The organism is Alteromonas sp. S015 (assembly GCF_036864485.1).
GTDB lineage: Bacteria > Pseudomonadota > Gammaproteobacteria > Enterobacterales > Alteromonadaceae > Alteromonas.
Map to the genome: position 1 here is coordinate 77,232 of NZ_JAZETO010000005.1, position 16,443 is coordinate 93,674.

Sequence of the window (16,443 nt, forward strand, 5' to 3'; positions counted from 1 at the left end):
CTTTTTGTACGTTTCGCATTGCACGTTTCGCACCACATTAGACACGACAGTCTCAAACAAGTGCAATATATGTTCAATACACTGTATGTACAAACGCATTTTTAGAGAAAACGGCGTTTAGGTGAATGTCGCTGCACGTGACTCGCAAATTAGTGACTTTCAGGCGAATACCTTTACAGGAAAGGGGATCAACCTGCAAAACGCAGGCGACATCAGTGTTGAAGGCGGAGAATTCGACGCCACTTTGCTGGAGAAAGAAAATACCGAATTATATGCCGTTGTGTTGCGCAACGTATTCGACGAAGAGTACGTTGCACGAAGCGACTTTGATGTGTCGGTATAGACAAGAGGTGGCATACCTAGAAGCTTTGGCGTTACCTTCAGAAAGTCTTTCTAACGCTTCAAATGCGTAGGTTTTGTATGAAACACTGCGTGACACTGTGCAATAACAGACAGCGCAATATGCTCGGGTAGCTCACCACCAATGTCAAAGCCTGCGGGGCTAGCGAAGTACTGAGTAAAATTAGTATCGCTAATCCCTGCTAAATCCATTATTTCCTGCTTGCGGTGCAGTGGCCCTAGCATTGCCGTATAGGTTAACAACTGTTTGCTTAGCACCTGCAGCGCTTTTGCGTCAATCTCGCGATGATGAGACATAAGCACCGCCGCCTGAATGTTATGTTCGCCCATGTGAAGACGTAAGCCCTCGGTAGACGGGTCTTCAATCAAGTAATTTACTTCGGGAAAGTGCTCAAGTCTTGCTTGTGCAGGTCTTGGGTCCCAAAGGCTTACTAAATAGCCTTGCAAATTAGCCAGCTTAGTCATAAAGGTTGCGTCGTACCCACCTCCAACAACAAGTAGGTGGATAGGCGGCAGCATCAAAACCGACAATGTGCGCTTGCCATCAACGGTGTCTAGCGACGCTTTTCTAGGTTTCGCAGTATGGTCTTCCAATTTCGTGCAATCCCCAAAAGTACCGTCTACAGCGCAGCGCCACTCACACGCTTTTCCGTTCGATAAGCTTTTGCTAACCACATCCAACGATAAATACTGATTGTCTTGATTAACTGGTACGAGTGCTAAGTGCACCACACCGCCGCATCCTACACCTAGTTTAAACGCGATGTCTTCTTCATCTTCGTCGTCGTAAACCGCGGTACGACTAACGCCGTCGGTCATTACTCGCTGGGCTTTTTTAACGATGTCACTTTCTAAGCAGCCACCGCTTAATATACCTAGCTGATGCCCTGCATCACTAAACAACATCATGGCGCCTGCTTTGCGATAGCATGAACCTTCGGTTTTAAAAATAAAACCCAGCACCCATTTGTGCTTGTTTTTGAGCGGAAGCCACTGTGCTAGCAAATGGTTAACGTGATTACTCATAACTGCCTCTGAACCTAATCAACCTGCTTATTGCTGTGATGCCGCTTGGGCAACAAATGCTGCCAATGTAGCTGGCTCCTGTGCCCCGGCTACGCCCTGATTGCCAATAACGAAAGTCGGTACACTCTGAATACCACGCTGCATCCAAATAGTTTCTTCCTCACGCACCGCTTGCGCGTATTTTTCACTTTTAAGCGCTTGTTCAGCTTCAGACTTATCAAGGCCAACCGTTTGTGCCAACGTTACTAGAACACCTAGATCATTAATGTTTTTACCGTCTGTGAAGTAGGCATTAAATAAGGCCAGCTTCATTTCTTCTTCAAGGCCGTTTTCTGCAGCAAAGTGAATAAGTTGGTGAGCCTTAAACGTGTTCTGCATGCGAGAATCGTCAGTAAAGTTAAACGAAAAGCCTAATTGCTCGCCCGCTTCTACTAACCGCGCTCTGTTCTGCGCGCTTTGCTGCTCACTAATACCGTATTTTTCCATTATGTGCTCGCGAAGGTTTTGCCCTTCTTCTGGCATATTGGGGTTTAACTCGAACGGGTGAAACTTAATATTTACTTCAATGTTATCAAGGGTTTTAATGGCTTCTTGCAAGCGCTGGTACCCTACAATACACCATGGACATACCACGTCTGATACCATGTTAACCGTTACTCTCTGCATATCGCTCGCACTTTGTACACCTTGCTCATTTGCTGCCATGCTAGGCCTCGCTTTATTGAATTCATTGAAATATAAGGGCTTAGATAAGGTTACAAAAAGAAACTTCAACCCCAAACAGCGATTATTTCGTCGCAGTTACATCAGTTTCTGCCGTGCCTTTTTCTGTCGCGCCCACTGTGGTGCTGTAAATCGAGGAAAGTTTTTCAAAAGCTGAGTGTGCCCATATCTCATAGCCTTTCGTGGAGGGATGAAAGCCATCTGCTGCCATCAAACCACTTTGTTGAATATCCGCCATAGTCCCGCTCACATTGAGTGCAGTAACATATAATATATCTGCGTTAGCACGGGGTGTTACACACTCAGCCAAAGCTTGATTTAATAGCCGCGCTCGGTAACCTAATAGTGCACGCAAAGGCTGTGGTAGCGCTGGGAAGCAATGAATTGGCGGTAGCGCTGTAAACAATACTGTTTCGCAACCAAATTTATCTGACAGTAGCGCACTAATACCATCGATGTTTTGTCGCCACCGTTTCAGCGGTACAAATTTGGTCACGTCGTTAACACCAATAGAGAGGAGCACCGACGAAAAGTGCTCCGCAGGTATTTCATGTAGAAGATTGAGCACATCTTCACTTTTAAAACCTGTTTTAGCGTGCAACGTCACTCGCGTTGCCCCAAGCTTAAGAAGATTTGAATACAGCAGACCTGTGAGTGCCCCCATTTGCGTCGTTGAACCAACACCAGCGGCAGCAGAATCGCCTATAACCAAAACGTTATTAGTGAGTAGCAATTTACTATCGGCTGAGGTTAATACCCGCTCGCCGTCGGGCTCTGGCAGTACAGCGGTCTTCTTCCTCACCCACAATGCTTGAAGCAAAATAACCGGAAGAAGTAAAACAATAATCAGGTTTAACACCAAAACCTTGAAGTAGATCAAATCAGCCTCCCAAGCAATCCATTAAGCTTTAGTCATCGAATCGAATTCGCGCCTAGATATCTACATATAAGTGCAGAGCCAAGATGACTATAATTGCCGAAAAACAATGCCCCGTATCAACCATTACCAAATATGCGTTGAATGCTCCTCGCTATACCTCTTACCCTACTGCACTTAAATTTGAACCGCTCCAAAATGACATACTTCCACAAGCACTTGCAGTGTCGAAAGCACCGGCAGTAAGTCTCTACGTGCACATTCCGTTTTGTAAAACGCTGTGCTACTACTGTGGCTGTAATAAAATGGTGACGCGTCACAATGAAAAAGCGGACGAATATTTAGACTACATAGAAAAAGAAATCCTGTCTAAGCGTTATTTAACTGACGGCAGGCGTGCAGTTTCTCTGCACTTGGGTGGCGGTTCACCCAGTTTTTTGAGCGAGACTCAGCATACTTATTTAATGTACCTGCTTAAGAAACACTTTACCTTTGAAGCAGGTGCTGAACTGTCAATTGAATTAGATCCTAGAAATATAGATAAACGCTATCTCCAAAACTTAAAGCGTCTCGGTTACACACGCATTAGCTTTGGTTTACAAGATACTGATTACAACGTTCAGAAAACCATAAATCGCGTACAAAGCACGTCTCACATTGCCGATTTAGTATTCGAGGCTCGGTCGCTGGGTTTCGACTCAGTCAACTTAGATCTAATTTATGGTTTACCGAATCAGTCAATTGAAACGTTTACAACGACAATCGCTGCAACAAAAGCCATGATGCCAGATCGTATTTCGCTTTTTAGCTATGCTCACCTTCCCGAGAGGTTTGCTGCGCAGCGTAAATTTGCTGAAGAAACACTGCCTAGTAGTGAAGAAAAAGCGGCGTTTTACAAGCTTGCCGTTAACAGCTTTACAAACATAGGTTATGAAATGATTGGTCTTGATCATTTTGCCTTAAGCAAAGACTCACTAGCTATTGCGAAAAATAAAGGCGAGCTTCACCGTAACTTTCAAGGGTATACCTTACGTGGCGACACCGACCTTATAGGGTTCGGTGTGTCCTCCATTAGCACGGTAGGTAATGCCTTTGCGCAGAATGCTAAGGATTTAAAAGAATACTATAGTCGCTTAGACAACCACCAGCCCAATGCGAAGGTTGGGCTGTCATTAAGTGTCGACGACCTTATTCGCAGAGACGTGATTTCAAGCTTGATGTGTAATTTAGCGGTAGACAAGCAAGCAATTGCTGACAAGCACCACATCATATTTGATGAATACTTTGCTTCAGCCTTAAACAACCTTGAAGAACTTAAAGAAGACGGGCTTATCGAAACGACATCTCGGTATATTCGAGTGCCAGAGTCTGCGCGCATATACATTCGGGCTATTTGTGCGCGTTTCGACGCTTATTTGAACGCAAGTGAAATACTCAGTAGCTACTCAAAAGCCATTTGAACCTAGGGCAATTTAAACCGCGCAATCACCTGCATCCCTACATCAAGCTTAAGACGCAATAGAGAAATACTGCTAATGCTGGCACAAAGGGTTTGATTACTGTCTAGTACAACAAGTTTTAACAACACTTTCGCGCTGTTTGCGGTCGCTAACTTTTTAGGGGTTAGTTTTGTGTCGGCGTTATTTTCTGGCTCGTTCAGGGGGCTTAGTGGATTCGCCACGGGTTCGATGCTAGATATAACACATGGCAGCGCATTTAAAATACTGATTGTGCTGGCTTTGCCAAAGTCAGCGATATTGGTATCGATGCTTACATCACAAGCTTTAACTGCAAAACGAACAGGTACTTGGTCACCGCTTTGCTGAGGCAAATAGGACACCGATTCTGCAGTAACGTATATCTCTTGCCCCGCTACCTCAACGCGCTCAATTCCGCTTACCGACTGGCACTGCTCATTGCCTTGTAAGGGTAGAACATTTTGATCTCGTTGCGTTTCGCTAGCGTGTTTGCAGCTAATAACGGCATTTTGTGACTGGTTGCTGTCGTTTGCTTTACTTTGCGCAGTAACTTTAAATCCCTCAAGTACGCTAGACGGTGTCGCCCGCCCTTCTTTTTCGAATACTTGAGTCAACACATCGCGCGTTTTTCCACAATGCACGGTGCGGCCTTTATCAATAAAGACTAGCTCATCGCTAAACAAGGCAAGGTCGTCTAAATCATGAGAAATCGCGAAGCAGATGAGCTGGCCCGACACGCACAAATTGTTCAAAAACTGGTAAATTTTGCGACGCGTGAAGATATCAATCGCGCTTAACGATTCATCTAGCAATAACACATCTGGTCCATTGACCAGCGCCCGCGCAATTGCGACCCGCTGAGCTTCACCACCAGAAAGCGCCTGAACTGGCTTATCGATTAAATGTTCGCAATAACAACCGCGCAAGCACGCGTCGATAGACATTGCATTAGGACTTGCGTGACGCTGCGCCAAAGCTAAATTCCCCCGCACATCGGTATGAGGAAATAACATGGGCTGCTGAAATACGATACCGACTTTTTGAGCAGTCCACGGCGTTTGCACTTTTGCAGTTTTTTCTACGCCCGCAAGGGCACGAAACAAACTGCTTTTCCCGGCACCTGATGGACCGGTAACCCCAATGAAGCGGCTTTGTGGCTGCAGTGAAATTTGTGCATTAATGCGATTAGAAAGTCGCGCAGATATTTGCATGTTAACGCGCCTCATCACTCCGTGCGACACCGTTAAAACGATAGAGCGCCGCGAGCATCACGAATGAAAAAATCAGAAGGGCCAACGCAAGGTTGTGTGCACTGTTATATTCCAACGCTTCTACCTGTTCATATAGCGCGATAGACAGCACCTGAGTTTCTCCAGGAATATTGCCACCTATCATTAGTACTACGCCAAACTCGCCTATGGTATGGGCAAAGCTTAAGCCTAATGCCACCACGATGGGCGCTTTGCTTAAAGGTAGCACTATTTTTATAAAGGCTTCTGTGGCCGAAAACCCCAGCGTTTTTGCTACATCTAAATAACGGTTATCCAATTGCGAAAAGCCGCTGTACAAAGGCTGAAGAGCAAATGGAAGCGAGTAGATAACAGACCCCAATACCAAGCCTTCAAAGCTAAATGCTAAATTACTGCCGGTTAGGCTTTGCCACGCCTGCCCTAACGCACTTTGCGGAGAAAAAGCAATAAGCAGGTAAAACCCCAGCACAGTTGGCGGTAACACCAAAGGCAACGCAAGTATCGACATAACCAAAGGCTTAGCTTTGCTCTGCCATTTCGCTAAAAACCACGCTAGCGGCAATGCGATTAACAATAGTACACCACTGGTGATAAAGGCCAGTTTTAAGGTGAGTAATATGGCTTCAAGTGTCGATGCCCCGAAGAATTCTGTGAGCATACTTAGTTACCGACGCCCGATGCAATTGTGGGTTCATAACCCCACTCAATTAAGCTGTGCTGCACCCCTTGCGACATTAAATATTGCACAAACAGGCTGGGTGATGACACACCATTAGCGTCGCTCAAATGAAACGGTTTGGTTGTTTCAACGCCGTCTTTGTGAACAGGCTGACCATTTGGCGCTGTCGTGTTTTTGATTGGACGTGGCTCGAACAGATTCGGTAATAGTTCAGCTGCCGTTTTACTGTTAACCACCAACGACTGAATGATGGGTTGATAAAGGGGTTCAGGTACTGGAACAATGACCGTGGTGGCATCAGCAATTTTGTCACTTGCAGCATTCGTAAAATTAGAAGATAAATTTGAAGGCAAATCTAAAGCTAATGAGTAGGCAACGAAAGCCCCTTTCACGCTGCCCGTGGTATAAAACTGCAGGGTTTGTAGCACGTTTTTACCCATCACTCTGTGAGGTAAAAACCGTTGCCATAAGGATAAGTTTTGCAACGTCTGCTGTGCCGCGTCACCATAGGGAGCCAGTTTAGGGTTCGCGATAGCTACCTTGCTTTGTGGACTTTCCATTAATTTAACAAGCTTCTTAGACAAGCAATCGGTTAGCTGAATGTTTAATTGTGCAGTTGTATCTCCAGTAGATGAGCGGGCGATTTCCTCGCAACTGCTTTCACGAGATGCCTCTCGTTGTAATTTTCCAGCATAAACAAACGCCAGCTTGCCTTTAGCGTAATCCACCAGATTGCCGTGGTGCACTAAGTTATTATCAACCAACGCTTGCGGCCTAGCGCGATCTGCAGATAGAAAAACGTCGAAGCTAGCACCATGTTGAATTTGCGCATACAAAGTACCGCTAGAAGACACAGTTACCGCTACATTTATGCCCGTAAGCTCGGTGAACTGCTCAGCAATGCTTTTTAACGGTTTTGCAAAGTTCGCTGCAACGGCCACGTTAATGTTTTCGTCGCGCTTAAAATTTACTGACCGGTTTTGATTATTGGCATTACCGCTGACTTCACTTGCTGTGTTATTGGCCACCTCAAACCCACCCGCCTGTGCCGCAGAGCTGGAAAAAAACGTAACGCCTGCGGCTACACTTGCACTTGCCAACACAAGCATGGCCAAGTTAACAAAGCTTGACATTCGCATTGCTAAAGAAAAAACCATTACTTTTTGTGCATCCACTTAAGTGCCGCTTTATCGTCAGAAGCTTTTGCCGCAACCCATTCAGATTTATCGCCCTTGAACTCTTTCTTCCAAAGGGGAACAGATTGCTTAAGCATGTCCATCAAATAGCTGGCCGCGTCAAATGCGGCTTGGCGATGGGGAGCGGCAGCACCCACCCATACAATTTGTTCGTTATTGTATATGCGCCCTACTCTGTGCAGCGCGCCAGCACTGTTAAGTGAAAAACGTTTGCTCGCTTGTTCAACCAATAGCATTAACGCTTTTTCAGTCATGCCCGGGTAATGCTCTAGTTCAATGCCGTCTATGTCGCCAGCGTTATTAAAATCTCGCACTAGCCCAGTAAAAGTAACAATCGCGCCGGTGTTGCCACAGGCCTTCTCATCTGCCAACTGTTTTAGCCTAGCGTACAGCTCGCCTTGGTCGAAATCTTCAACTTGAACTAGCGCGAACATAGCTAGCCCCCTGTCACAGGTGGAAATAGCGCCAGCTCATCACCGTCGCTGAGTACGGTTTGGAGATCGCAGAGCTCTTGATTGCAGGCAGTTAACACACTGCCCTCTAGGGCTAATGCCCACTTATCACTGCGCATTTTAAGCTGAGATATTACGGCTTCAATCGTGCTGTTATCACTTAAATTAAGCGCGAAGTTGTCCTCTCCCGTAATCTCTCGGGTTTGTGCGAATGTTTTTACCGTTACCTGCATGCTTTGCCTGTTGTCTACTTTGTTAACGTCGCTTGGTGTGCGCTGATTAATCTTTCCAAGCCTCGAAAATGCATTGAACCTAGAGTAGGTTGCCCATTAAGCGGATATACACTTTTTGCACGTTGCTTTAAAGATCGCTACTTTGTATGTGAACTAGGTGTCAGACTGCCAATGGCCTGTCTTACCGCCCTTTTTCTCCAGTACCCTTACCCCTTCCATATGCATAGCTGGGTCAATGGCTTTACACATATCGAACAAAGTTAACAGCGCCACATTAACGCCCGTGAGCGCTTCCATTTCAACACCGGTTTTACCACTTAGCTTGCAATAGCAGGTGGCTTTAATTCGGTTTTGGTCGGCCTGAATGTCAAAATTAATATCCACCTTTGACAGCGCCAGTGGGTGACAAAGAGGAATAAGATCAGCGCAGCGTTTCGCCCCTTGGATACCTGCTACTCGGGCAACCGCAAATACATCCCCTTTTGCAATTTTCGCTTCAGAAATTTGGCGAATGACGTCTTCGCTTACGTATAAAAAACCTTCTGCTGTGGCTTCTCGCTTGGTAACGTCCTTGTCGCTAACGTCTACCATGTTGGCTTCGCCGCCAGCATTTAAATGGCTAAAGGTGCTCATGCTTGCACCAAGTGCTTCACAAAATTACACGGACTAAAGTCGGCATCAAGCTGGCTAGAAATAATCTTTTCCCACGCCGTGCGACAAGCCCCTGTTGACCCTGGTAAGCAGAAAATAACCGTATTATTAGCAAAGCCCGCAACCGCGCGAGACTGAATGGTTGATGTACCAATCTCTTCGTAGCTAATTTGACGAAATAGCTCGCCAAAGCCGTCGACTTCTTTGTCGAACAATACGCCGATAGCTTCTGGCGTTGAGTCGCGGTGGGTAAAGCCTGTGCCACCAGTGATTAATACAGCGTGAATGTTTTTATCAGCAATCCATTTCGACACCACGGCGCGCTGCTGATAAATATCGTCTTTTACCAAATCGCGATCGTAGAGGTTATGGCCAACCGAGGTAAGCGCCTCTTTCAAGTAGTCTCCCGACTTATCGTCTTCAAGTGTGCGCGTATCTGAAATAGTGAGTACGGCAATATTAAGGGGTTGGCTGACAACTGACATATGAAATCCTAATTTGATATGCGACATTTTGGCGGGTTTGATAAAGTACCAGCCAAAATACTATTTGGTAATCACTTTATAAGGGTGCATGCCATGAATTCAACAACTAAGTTGGCATAAACTATGTCTAAAAGCCTAACTCATCAGCAGGCTATGCGTTATAACCGCCATATCGTGCTTCCAAAAGTGGACCTAGACGGTCAAGAAGCGCTGCTCAACGCCAATATTTGTATCATTGGTATTGGCGGGCTTGGCACCGCTGCCGCCACTAACCTTTGCGCCAGTGGCGTGGGATCTCTTACACTTATCGACCACGACACAGTCGAGGCCACCAACCTGCCAAGACAAACCTTGTTTAGCGAGCAGGATGTAGGCACAAGTAAAGTAGAGGCAGCAAAAGCACGGCTTACCAAGATAAACAGCGACTGCAACATTACCGCAATAGCAGAACCGTTTTCGGCGCCCAGCTCTACTCAGCTTTCACCAGTATTAAAACAAGCCATAGAGCGTGCTGACGTTGTGCTAGATTGCACCGACAACACCGATTCGCGAGATTTAATTAACATATTGTGTTTTACACTAAATACTCCGCTGGTGTCGGGCGCGGCCATTCGCTTTGAAGGCCAGCTGTTCGTCGCCATACCCGGTGAGAGCCGTTGCTATGCTTGCTTGCGAACGCTGTTTGAATCGCCTGATTTAAGCTGTGTTGAGGCAGGTATATTCTCGCCAGTAGTAAATATTGTTGGTACTTACCAAGCAATGCTAGCTATGCAAGTATTGATGGATTTCGATAACATTCCTAAAAACACGTTAATGACGTTTGATGCGTTGTCGCACGAGTGGCGAAATTGGAAATTACCTAAAGGCGCAGATTGTGAGCTTTGTGCTTGCTAGGTGTAAATAAAGGCAGCCAGAAAAACGAATATAGCAGGTAACTATTTAACGTAATAGCTGATATCCATTACGATATAGAAACCTGCTTCTTTAAATTTACCAACTCACTTATTATCGTTTAACACTTCTTGGCGTTGACGTTCATAAGTTTCATAATCTTTTTGATACCGTGCTTCGCACTCATCTCGTTGCGCTCCCTGCAATTCACTGCAGTTTTGTAACCGGTTTTGTTGCGCTGCGTTATACAACTGTTTCGACGTACACCCAGAAGCCATAACCAGCAGTAAAGTTAAGGGAATTATTTTCGTTAGTTTCATTCTGAAAATAGATAGTTTTTGAGACGGCGCTATTTGGAAATAGTTTCACTGAACAATCATCAAAATGTTACGATTTATGTATTTTGAGCAATCGTCTGAAAACGCTTGGGCCCTTACAAATACGCTTATCGATATGATTGCCGCGTTTTCGTTAGAAAAATAGACAGAAAATAGGTTGATTTAAATGACAACCCAAGTAGTAAAAAAACACATGGTAGTGGCGCAAAACGCGTCTGGACGTAACATGAACGTGCCAATTTATCGAATGAAGGGCGCGCGCCCTGGCCCCACTGTGTACATTCAAAGCTCTATTCACGGTGCTGAAGTGCAAGGTAACGTGGTTATTTACCATCTTATTCAGCGCCTTAAAGACATGGATATTTGCGGCGAAATTATCTTAGTACCCAACTGTAATCCCATTGGTACTAACATTAAAGCCGGTGAGTACACATTAGGCCGGTTCGACCCTGTGAACGGCACAAACTGGAACCGCGGCTATTTCTTCGATAAAGATGCGGTTGAGCATTTCGCCAAAACCGTTACACGCGAAGAGTCTATTGAAGGCATTAAACAACGTTTTCGTGCGCATCTTTCCAATGCTATCGACAACAAATTAGCCGAACCCTGGGGTTTAGGCTTGGCGCAGCAGCTAAACCTGAAACTACAACAAATGGCGGTAAACGCCGACTTTGTTCTAGATCTTCACAACGGTCCTGTGTCTACCCGTCACGTTTATATCCCCGAATATGCCAAAGACAGCGCCAAGCTATTTAACATCCCCCACTGTATTTTTATACCTAACGTATTTGCAGGTGCACTCGACGAAGCGACGTTCTGCCCGTGGTGGACACTGCAAGAAAGCATAAAAAGCAATTTAGAACGCGAGATTAGCTTTAACGTTGAAGCCTTTACCCTTGAAATGGGTAGCCAAGAAGTGATCGACTTTAACGAAGGTAACATAGATGCCACCAGCATTCTTAGCTACCTAAACGCCAAAGGCGTGCTGCACGAATGCGATATTAAACCGAAAGCAATGCAGCGTTTAGGCGTATATTTAAAAGACTACAAAATCCTATTTACTAACTGGGGCGGCATGGTGGAGTACATGGCGAAACCAGGCCAAACCGTCAAAAAAGGCGAACCGCTAGCGCAAATTCTAAATATTGATGATCTCGACACCGACAATGGCAGCAGAACGCTAGAAGCGCCTTGCGATTTGATCCCTATTTTGCACTTCCCGTCGGCTTCGGTATTGAGTGGAACACAGCTTTACAAGGTGTTCACGAATTATCAGGAGTTGTAGGTTCTGCAAACGCCAGTCTTTGATAGGGAAATCATTGCTGGCCTCTCTCTGTCATACCTGTAAACGACATTATCCAGAATTGATGTTACCTTCCGTTTATAATACGTTGCGTTAATACTGCTTATGCTCAGATTCACGCTTCGAGCTAATTCAGAACACGGTTGGCCTTTTTTTCTAAATCAATGTCGATACGATTAAGCATGCCAGTGAGATCTTCTTGCTCATAATGGTTCAGTTGCTCATCGTAATAGGCTTTTAAAACGTTGCTTTCGCAACCTTCAATACGCTGGCAATGTATAACGTCCCAAGCGATTTCTTCTAGCAAGTGGTCAGCAAAATAGGTCGCGTAATATTTAGATATATAGTGATAAATATCATTATCAGAATAATATAACGCACGTTCGAGAATCATTTTCGCCTCATCTCTCGAAAAATTTTCACTATGTTCAAACCAATGGTTAGCCATCGCCATTTCGTTTCCATTTGATAGCGCTTTGTCATACCACTTGTTGTACTCAGCCTCAATTGAGTCAATGTCTACTAGTTCAAAAAGCGCTTTACAATAATTCGCGTCCTGATGAAGCTTACTGCGCAGTGTGTCATCGAGATAAAGATAGTTTTCATGATCTAATTGAGCGATTCTTTTTTCATCAGGCACACCCTTACATTCTCTCAGTGCTTTTGCTAACTGATATTGCATTTTATCATCGCCTTGACGTGCGCTTTTCAGCGCCGCCAAATATATCTTATCTGGTTTTTCTGGATAAATTGACAAAACGCCTTTGGGGGCTGGGATGTTGTATATCTCTTCCACGTTTACTCTCCCAAAACTGCGTTGTTCTGGTGTATCCACTGTAGCGGTTGAGCTGGGCGCTGTTTTTTCTTTTTGCGGCGACAGTATTTGTGTTTCTAACGAATTTCCGTTAACGGTATCGGATACAACATGTGGATGTACCGCTTCTGACTGTGACAATTCAATATGTTTATCACTTTCAGTCAGATACACATAAACTGCTAAAACAATGACAATAGTTATGCCTAGAGACTTAAACGTCATTTTTACTCGCCCCCCTCATTATTTTCTTGATGGCAACTATAAGCACACTTGGTGGCACTGCCTTTTTGCTGAAACGCAAAAGAACTTAAAGGCGTCGAAAAGTAAAAAGAGGCCGTCATGTTATCACTAAAAACAAAAGTATAATTTTGCCTGGGCTTCAGCCTTCCCAATACTCGATAACCTGCACGATCAATTGCAGCAGAGTTGCAAGCATCACAGCCTGGCGTATATGGCTCAGGTACAAGCAAATAGCTTGCGACTGCACAAAAAGAAATAAGCAATACAAAAAATGAGAAAAGTCGCTTCCTGTTAAATGTCATTCTGTTCATCCATAAACTTTCGATGCCAACAAAATAACAACCCAAACTTGTGAATGCAAACTATTATCATTAACACTTTCTTTTTTTTGACTGACATTTCTTATATAGACAGCATCATGTCCCCATTTTGCTTTTCTACTAGATTAAATTCGTAGAGATTTACCGGAAGTTAAATCAGCGCCATTACAGCTATAGCGGCGCCAAAATAGAGGGAGACTCAATTACGCTTGATGAAAAGTCTAGGTGCACTTTGCTTTCTAAAAAAGCTGGTAGATGCTTACTCAAGCAGTTTGACCCAAGCTAGCAATTAGAGACTTACCCCGCGCCGTACCGTTTCCTGTACGACACTCGCTTTTCATCAACACTATGGTTCAACGCTACGCAGTTGTCCTTAACATTGCTAGCAGCGCATTCTTAAATTGGCGAACCTGGCGGCAGTGGTTCTACTTCAAAAGTACTTGGCCACGTTTTATTGGCCCAGTAAGTATCGAATTGCTCTTTCAGTATTTCATAGCGATTGTCGTCGGCTTCATCGTCTAGCCACTCGCTGAATTCAAGCAGGGCAAGTTCGGCTTCCATTCTTACTTCAGGCGCCAGCTCATCGTTAGTTACCGCTCTCATAACCGCATTTAGCGCCACAAGCTGTAAGCGTTTTGCTAGTGGACTTTGCGACTTATTCTTATACCAATGTACGTTAAGTATTTGCTTCACCAGCATAGCAACGCCTACTTTTTTGCGTCTGTCTTTAATGCTTCTTGTTTGCCACTCTAAACGATTTAATCGTTCTGGGTGCAATAGCAACTCAAACGCGAAGTTAGATGCCGAAGCAGCGGCAGAAACAGGGTCTAACATTAAGCCCATTTTGCCCTTGAAGTGCTCGCGAGTAACGTCATCACCGTATGCGGTGGGTGGAATAAGGGCTAGTACCGATTCAGGTATAGTCAGGTAATCAGCGGTGGTGGCAGTAATTAACTGCTGCATGGCGCGCTGCTGCACAGCTGTTGCTACAAACTGCTGGCCCTGTGCCTTGGTGTAGTCACCTTTGCGCTCGTATTCATATACCAAGCCGCCTACTTGCTTTGCAACGGCTTCTAACTGATAACGGTGGAGTAAGTAAATAGGCACTAGAGCATTTTCAAGCGAGGATAAACTGCTGTTTGGGCTTAAGGTGTCTAAACCTAAATTGGCTAACGCCAGTTCGCGCACTTGTGAAATTTCATCGAAGGCATCTAGCGGATTACTACCGTTTTCCCACATATGGCCGTTTGCTGATGCGTGACGACTGCTGCGGGTATCTGGGTCTGACTTAAAGCTTAAACCCTCATTACGGCCTTTTACGATAATTTTTGCCAAGGCTTCGGTTGCCTCTACGTCGCTGGCAAAGTCTTGATAGCCATACGCTACAGCATGAATGTCCCATGTACCAATACCTTTATCATAAGCACCTTCCAGGCTAATTTTGCCATTTTTAATACTAATTTTGGGGTGAGGATAATCCATTACCGACGCACGGTTATTTTCACTCGCCGCAAAGTTGTGGGCTATACCCAATGTGTGCCCTACTTCGTGGGCTGAAAGCTGCCTAATGCGGTCTAAAGCCATTTCTTGCTGTGCAGTGGTGTCGGTGTTGCCGTCCTTAAAAGGGCTGGTTAGGCCAAGGGCAATTAAATAATCTTGTCTTACACGCAGTGAACCAAGTGTAACGTGACCTTTAATAATTTCCCCCGTACGCGGGTCAACAACCGACGAACCATAAGACCAGCCGCGCGTTGCGCGATGTACCCAGTTTATGACGTTGTAGCGCACGTCCATGGGGTCGGCCCCCTCGGGCAGTACTTTCACCTGAAACGCATCTTTATAACCTGCAGCTTCATAGGCTTGATTCCACCAGCTCGCTCCTTCTTTAAGCGCGGTCATAACCGGTTCTGGAATACCAGGGTCTAGGTAATACACTATAGGCTCTACTGCTTCGCTCATTGCAGCGTGCGGGGTTTTCTTGTGTAAACGATGACGGGTAATAAAACGCTGTTCGGTAGGCTCGCTGATCGGCGTTGAATAATCAAAGTAACTGAACTTCCAATAGCCTGAGTATGGGTGGTACGCTCGGGGCGTATAGTTGTCGTCAGGCAGTGCCACAAACGAATGATGTAAGTGCACCGACAAACTTTCTGGATCGGGCGCAACTTGCTGCACGTATTCGCCCGGTTTTTTACCAGCAAAAGTGACTAAAGCTTCTAATTCAGTATTCTTTTCAAAGCCTTTTGTTTTAGGTAAGTAAACACCGCTTCGCATTTTATCAACGCTGAAGCTACCTTGGTTGGTGCGCGCCATACGGTTTCCTATACCGTGAATATCACTTAACAGAAAAGGCGTATAGTCGATAAGGCTAGCTCCGTCGCTTTTTGCTACCAGCGTAAAACCGGCAATAACTGAATCAGCGAAAGCTTCATTAATGCTCTGTTTTTCAGCATCGCTGCCATGAGTTGCGCGGTATTTGGTATTGTGCTGCTTTAATAAAAGCTTATTACCAAATTTTTCAAAGCTTACTAAACGCGTATTGCCTAGCTGGCCACGATCAAGGCCGATATCATTAGAGCCCACACCGTAGGGCAAGCTGCTTTGAAACAAATACTCGGCGTTGCTTGTTGGCACTGCCAAGTAAACTTTGTCGCTTTCATCGTCATAATAAACGGGGATCAACCCGTCTTTTTTAATCATTTCACTGGTGAATTCACCAATACTTGGCAACGCAGCCAAAGCTGAAGAGGTAGACACGACAAACAGTATCGTAATCGCAATGGCCGATTGACCCGATGCTTTTACCCGTCGCGCCGCTTTTTGAAAAATGTTCAATTGCAGCATGCAGTTAGTCCTTATTATTGTGAATTTCTAGCCTACCCTATGTGTCGGCTTTTGCCCATGGCAGTTCATCGTTTTAATAGGCTGTTTTTGGTTGAGCTGTGAACAGGCTGGACTTTTACTAATTGAGTTATGCACTAAGGCGGCATCTGTAATAAATGAAATTGCTAGCCTCCGTACTGCTAACGCGCTTACAAACGTAAGCAATGATGAATTATTTGATCTCGGTCAAAGCCAGGCTTCGTTTGGCTTGTTGAGGTATGTTGCGGCTTATAGAATCCGC

General features: G+C 45.2%; 16 protein-coding genes. 4 read left to right on the top strand and 12 right to left on the bottom strand.

The annotated features are described in order from the left end of the window. The first annotated feature begins 121 nt into the window (after nucleotides 1-121). On the top strand, nucleotides 122-343 hold the full coding sequence (locus V7R42_RS10840) for a hypothetical protein (RefSeq protein WP_334020226.1): 222 nt from the start codon (nucleotides 122-124) through the stop codon (nucleotides 341-343). A gap of 50 nt (nucleotides 344-393) precedes the next feature. On the opposite strand, the gene V7R42_RS10845 is transcribed toward V7R42_RS10840, so the two are convergent. The 3 genes from V7R42_RS10845 to V7R42_RS10855 form a co-directional block, all read right to left on the bottom strand. Then, nucleotides 394-1,386, bottom strand: a complete 993-nt coding sequence (locus V7R42_RS10845) for an XdhC family protein (protein WP_334020227.1) — start codon at nucleotides 1,384-1,386, stop codon at nucleotides 394-396. Nucleotides 1,387-1,413: 27 nt separating this feature from the next. Further along, nucleotides 1,414-2,091, bottom strand: a complete 678-nt coding sequence (locus V7R42_RS10850; protein WP_334020228.1) for a DsbA family oxidoreductase — start codon at nucleotides 2,089-2,091, stop codon at nucleotides 1,414-1,416. 82 nt (nucleotides 2,092-2,173) lie between these two features. After that, nucleotides 2,174-2,968 (bottom strand): SGNH/GDSL hydrolase family protein, encoded by a 795-nt coding sequence (locus V7R42_RS10855; protein ID WP_334020230.1) that lies wholly within the window; start codon nucleotides 2,966-2,968, stop codon nucleotides 2,174-2,176. A gap of 104 nt (nucleotides 2,969-3,072) precedes the next feature. Here V7R42_RS10855 and hemN point away from each other — a divergent pair, with 104 nt between their 5' ends. Next, complete coding sequence (hemN, locus tag V7R42_RS10860; protein ID WP_334020231.1) at nucleotides 3,073-4,446, top strand: oxygen-independent coproporphyrinogen III oxidase; 1,374 nt, start codon at nucleotides 3,073-3,075, stop codon at nucleotides 4,444-4,446. 2 nt (nucleotides 4,447-4,448) lie between these two features. On the opposite strand, the gene V7R42_RS10865 is transcribed toward hemN, so the two are convergent. The 7 genes from V7R42_RS10865 to moaB form a co-directional block, all read right to left on the bottom strand. Then, on the bottom strand, nucleotides 4,449-5,675 hold the full coding sequence (locus V7R42_RS10865) for an ATP-binding cassette domain-containing protein (protein WP_334020232.1): 1,227 nt from the start codon (nucleotides 5,673-5,675) through the stop codon (nucleotides 4,449-4,451). A 1-nt stretch (nucleotide 5,676) separates the two neighbouring features. Continuing rightward, nucleotides 5,677-6,372, bottom strand: a complete 696-nt coding sequence (gene modB, locus V7R42_RS10870) for a molybdate ABC transporter permease subunit (protein WP_334020233.1) — start codon at nucleotides 6,370-6,372, stop codon at nucleotides 5,677-5,679. Between the two features lie 2 nt (nucleotides 6,373-6,374). After that, nucleotides 6,375-7,568, bottom strand: coding sequence for a molybdate ABC transporter substrate-binding protein (modA, locus tag V7R42_RS10875; RefSeq protein WP_334020234.1), 1,194 nt, complete (start codon nucleotides 7,566-7,568; stop codon nucleotides 6,375-6,377). Further along, a complete protein-coding gene (locus V7R42_RS10880) occupies nucleotides 7,550-8,023 on the bottom strand; it encodes a molybdenum cofactor biosynthesis protein MoaE (protein ID WP_334020235.1) in 474 nt (157 codons plus the stop codon). The genes modA and V7R42_RS10880 overlap by 19 nt, the downstream gene beginning before the upstream one ends. A 2-nt stretch (nucleotides 8,024-8,025) precedes the next feature. Beyond that, the gene (locus V7R42_RS10885; RefSeq protein ID WP_334020236.1) at nucleotides 8,026-8,274 is read right to left on the bottom strand and encodes a MoaD/ThiS family protein; all 249 of its coding nucleotides are present in this window, start codon (nucleotides 8,272-8,274) and stop codon (nucleotides 8,026-8,028) included. 153 nt (nucleotides 8,275-8,427) lie between these two features. Beyond that, nucleotides 8,428-8,907 (bottom strand): cyclic pyranopterin monophosphate synthase MoaC, encoded by a 480-nt coding sequence (moaC, locus tag V7R42_RS10890; RefSeq protein WP_334020237.1) that lies wholly within the window; start codon nucleotides 8,905-8,907, stop codon nucleotides 8,428-8,430. Next, the gene (gene moaB / locus V7R42_RS10895) at nucleotides 8,904-9,410 is read right to left on the bottom strand and encodes a molybdenum cofactor biosynthesis protein B (RefSeq protein ID WP_334020238.1); all 507 of its coding nucleotides are present in this window, start codon (nucleotides 9,408-9,410) and stop codon (nucleotides 8,904-8,906) included. Before moaB ends, moaC begins: the two co-directional genes overlap by 4 nt. Nucleotides 9,411-9,533: 123 nt before the next feature. Between moaB and V7R42_RS10900 the strand changes: the two genes are divergently transcribed. Both V7R42_RS10900 and V7R42_RS10905 read left to right on the top strand, forming a co-directional pair. Further along, nucleotides 9,534-10,304, top strand: coding sequence for a HesA/MoeB/ThiF family protein (locus V7R42_RS10900; RefSeq protein ID WP_334020239.1), 771 nt, complete (start codon nucleotides 9,534-9,536; stop codon nucleotides 10,302-10,304). A 501-nt stretch (nucleotides 10,305-10,805) separates the two neighbouring features. Beyond that, on the top strand, nucleotides 10,806-11,924 hold the full coding sequence (locus V7R42_RS10905) for a succinylglutamate desuccinylase/aspartoacylase domain-containing protein (protein WP_334020240.1): 1,119 nt from the start codon (nucleotides 10,806-10,808) through the stop codon (nucleotides 11,922-11,924). A 145-nt stretch (nucleotides 11,925-12,069) separates the two neighbouring features. Here the strand turns inward: V7R42_RS10905 and V7R42_RS10910 are convergent, their stop codons facing one another. Together V7R42_RS10910 and V7R42_RS10915 are read right to left on the bottom strand one after the other, a co-directional pair. After that, nucleotides 12,070-12,981, bottom strand: a complete 912-nt coding sequence (locus V7R42_RS10910) for a hypothetical protein (protein WP_334020241.1) — start codon at nucleotides 12,979-12,981, stop codon at nucleotides 12,070-12,072. Between the two features lie 734 nt (nucleotides 12,982-13,715). Continuing rightward, on the bottom strand, nucleotides 13,716-16,163 hold the full coding sequence (locus V7R42_RS10915) for a zinc-dependent metalloprotease (RefSeq protein ID WP_334020242.1): 2,448 nt from the start codon (nucleotides 16,161-16,163) through the stop codon (nucleotides 13,716-13,718). Between the last annotated feature and the right edge of the window lie 280 nt (nucleotides 16,164-16,443).

What these genes read in the sequence shown, in the direction of transcription:
- V7R42_RS10845 (WP_334020227.1), bottom strand. Translation starts at nt 1,386, where the DNA reads ATGAGTAATCACGTTAACCATTTGCTAGCACAGTGGCTTCCGCTCAAA.
- V7R42_RS10850 (WP_334020228.1), bottom strand. Translation starts at nt 2,091, where the DNA reads ATGGCAGCAAATGAGCAAGGTGTACAAAGTGCGAGCGATATGCAGAGA.
- hemN (WP_334020231.1), top strand. Translation starts at nt 3,073, where the DNA reads ATGACTATAATTGCCGAAAAACAATGCCCCGTATCAACCATTACCAAA.
- V7R42_RS10865 (WP_334020232.1), bottom strand. Translation starts at nt 5,675, where the DNA reads ATGCAAATATCTGCGCGACTTTCTAATCGCATTAATGCACAAATTTCA.
- modB (WP_334020233.1), bottom strand. Translation starts at nt 6,372, where the DNA reads ATGCTCACAGAATTCTTCGGGGCATCGACACTTGAAGCCATATTACTC.
- V7R42_RS10880 (WP_334020235.1), bottom strand. Translation starts at nt 8,023, where the DNA reads ATGTTCGCGCTAGTTCAAGTTGAAGATTTCGACCAAGGCGAGCTGTAC.
- V7R42_RS10885 (WP_334020236.1), bottom strand. Translation starts at nt 8,274, where the DNA reads ATGCAGGTAACGGTAAAAACATTCGCACAAACCCGAGAGATTACGGGA.
- moaC (WP_334020237.1), bottom strand. Translation starts at nt 8,907, where the DNA reads ATGAGCACCTTTAGCCATTTAAATGCTGGCGGCGAAGCCAACATGGTA.
- moaB (WP_334020238.1), bottom strand. Translation starts at nt 9,410, where the DNA reads ATGTCAGTTGTCAGCCAACCCCTTAATATTGCCGTACTCACTATTTCA.
- V7R42_RS10900 (WP_334020239.1), top strand. Translation starts at nt 9,534, where the DNA reads ATGTCTAAAAGCCTAACTCATCAGCAGGCTATGCGTTATAACCGCCAT.
- V7R42_RS10905 (WP_334020240.1), top strand. Translation starts at nt 10,806, where the DNA reads ATGACAACCCAAGTAGTAAAAAAACACATGGTAGTGGCGCAAAACGCG.
- V7R42_RS10910 (WP_334020241.1), bottom strand. Translation starts at nt 12,981, where the DNA reads ATGACGTTTAAGTCTCTAGGCATAACTATTGTCATTGTTTTAGCAGTT.
- V7R42_RS10915 (WP_334020242.1), bottom strand. Translation starts at nt 16,163, where the DNA reads ATGCTGCAATTGAACATTTTTCAAAAAGCGGCGCGACGGGTAAAAGCA.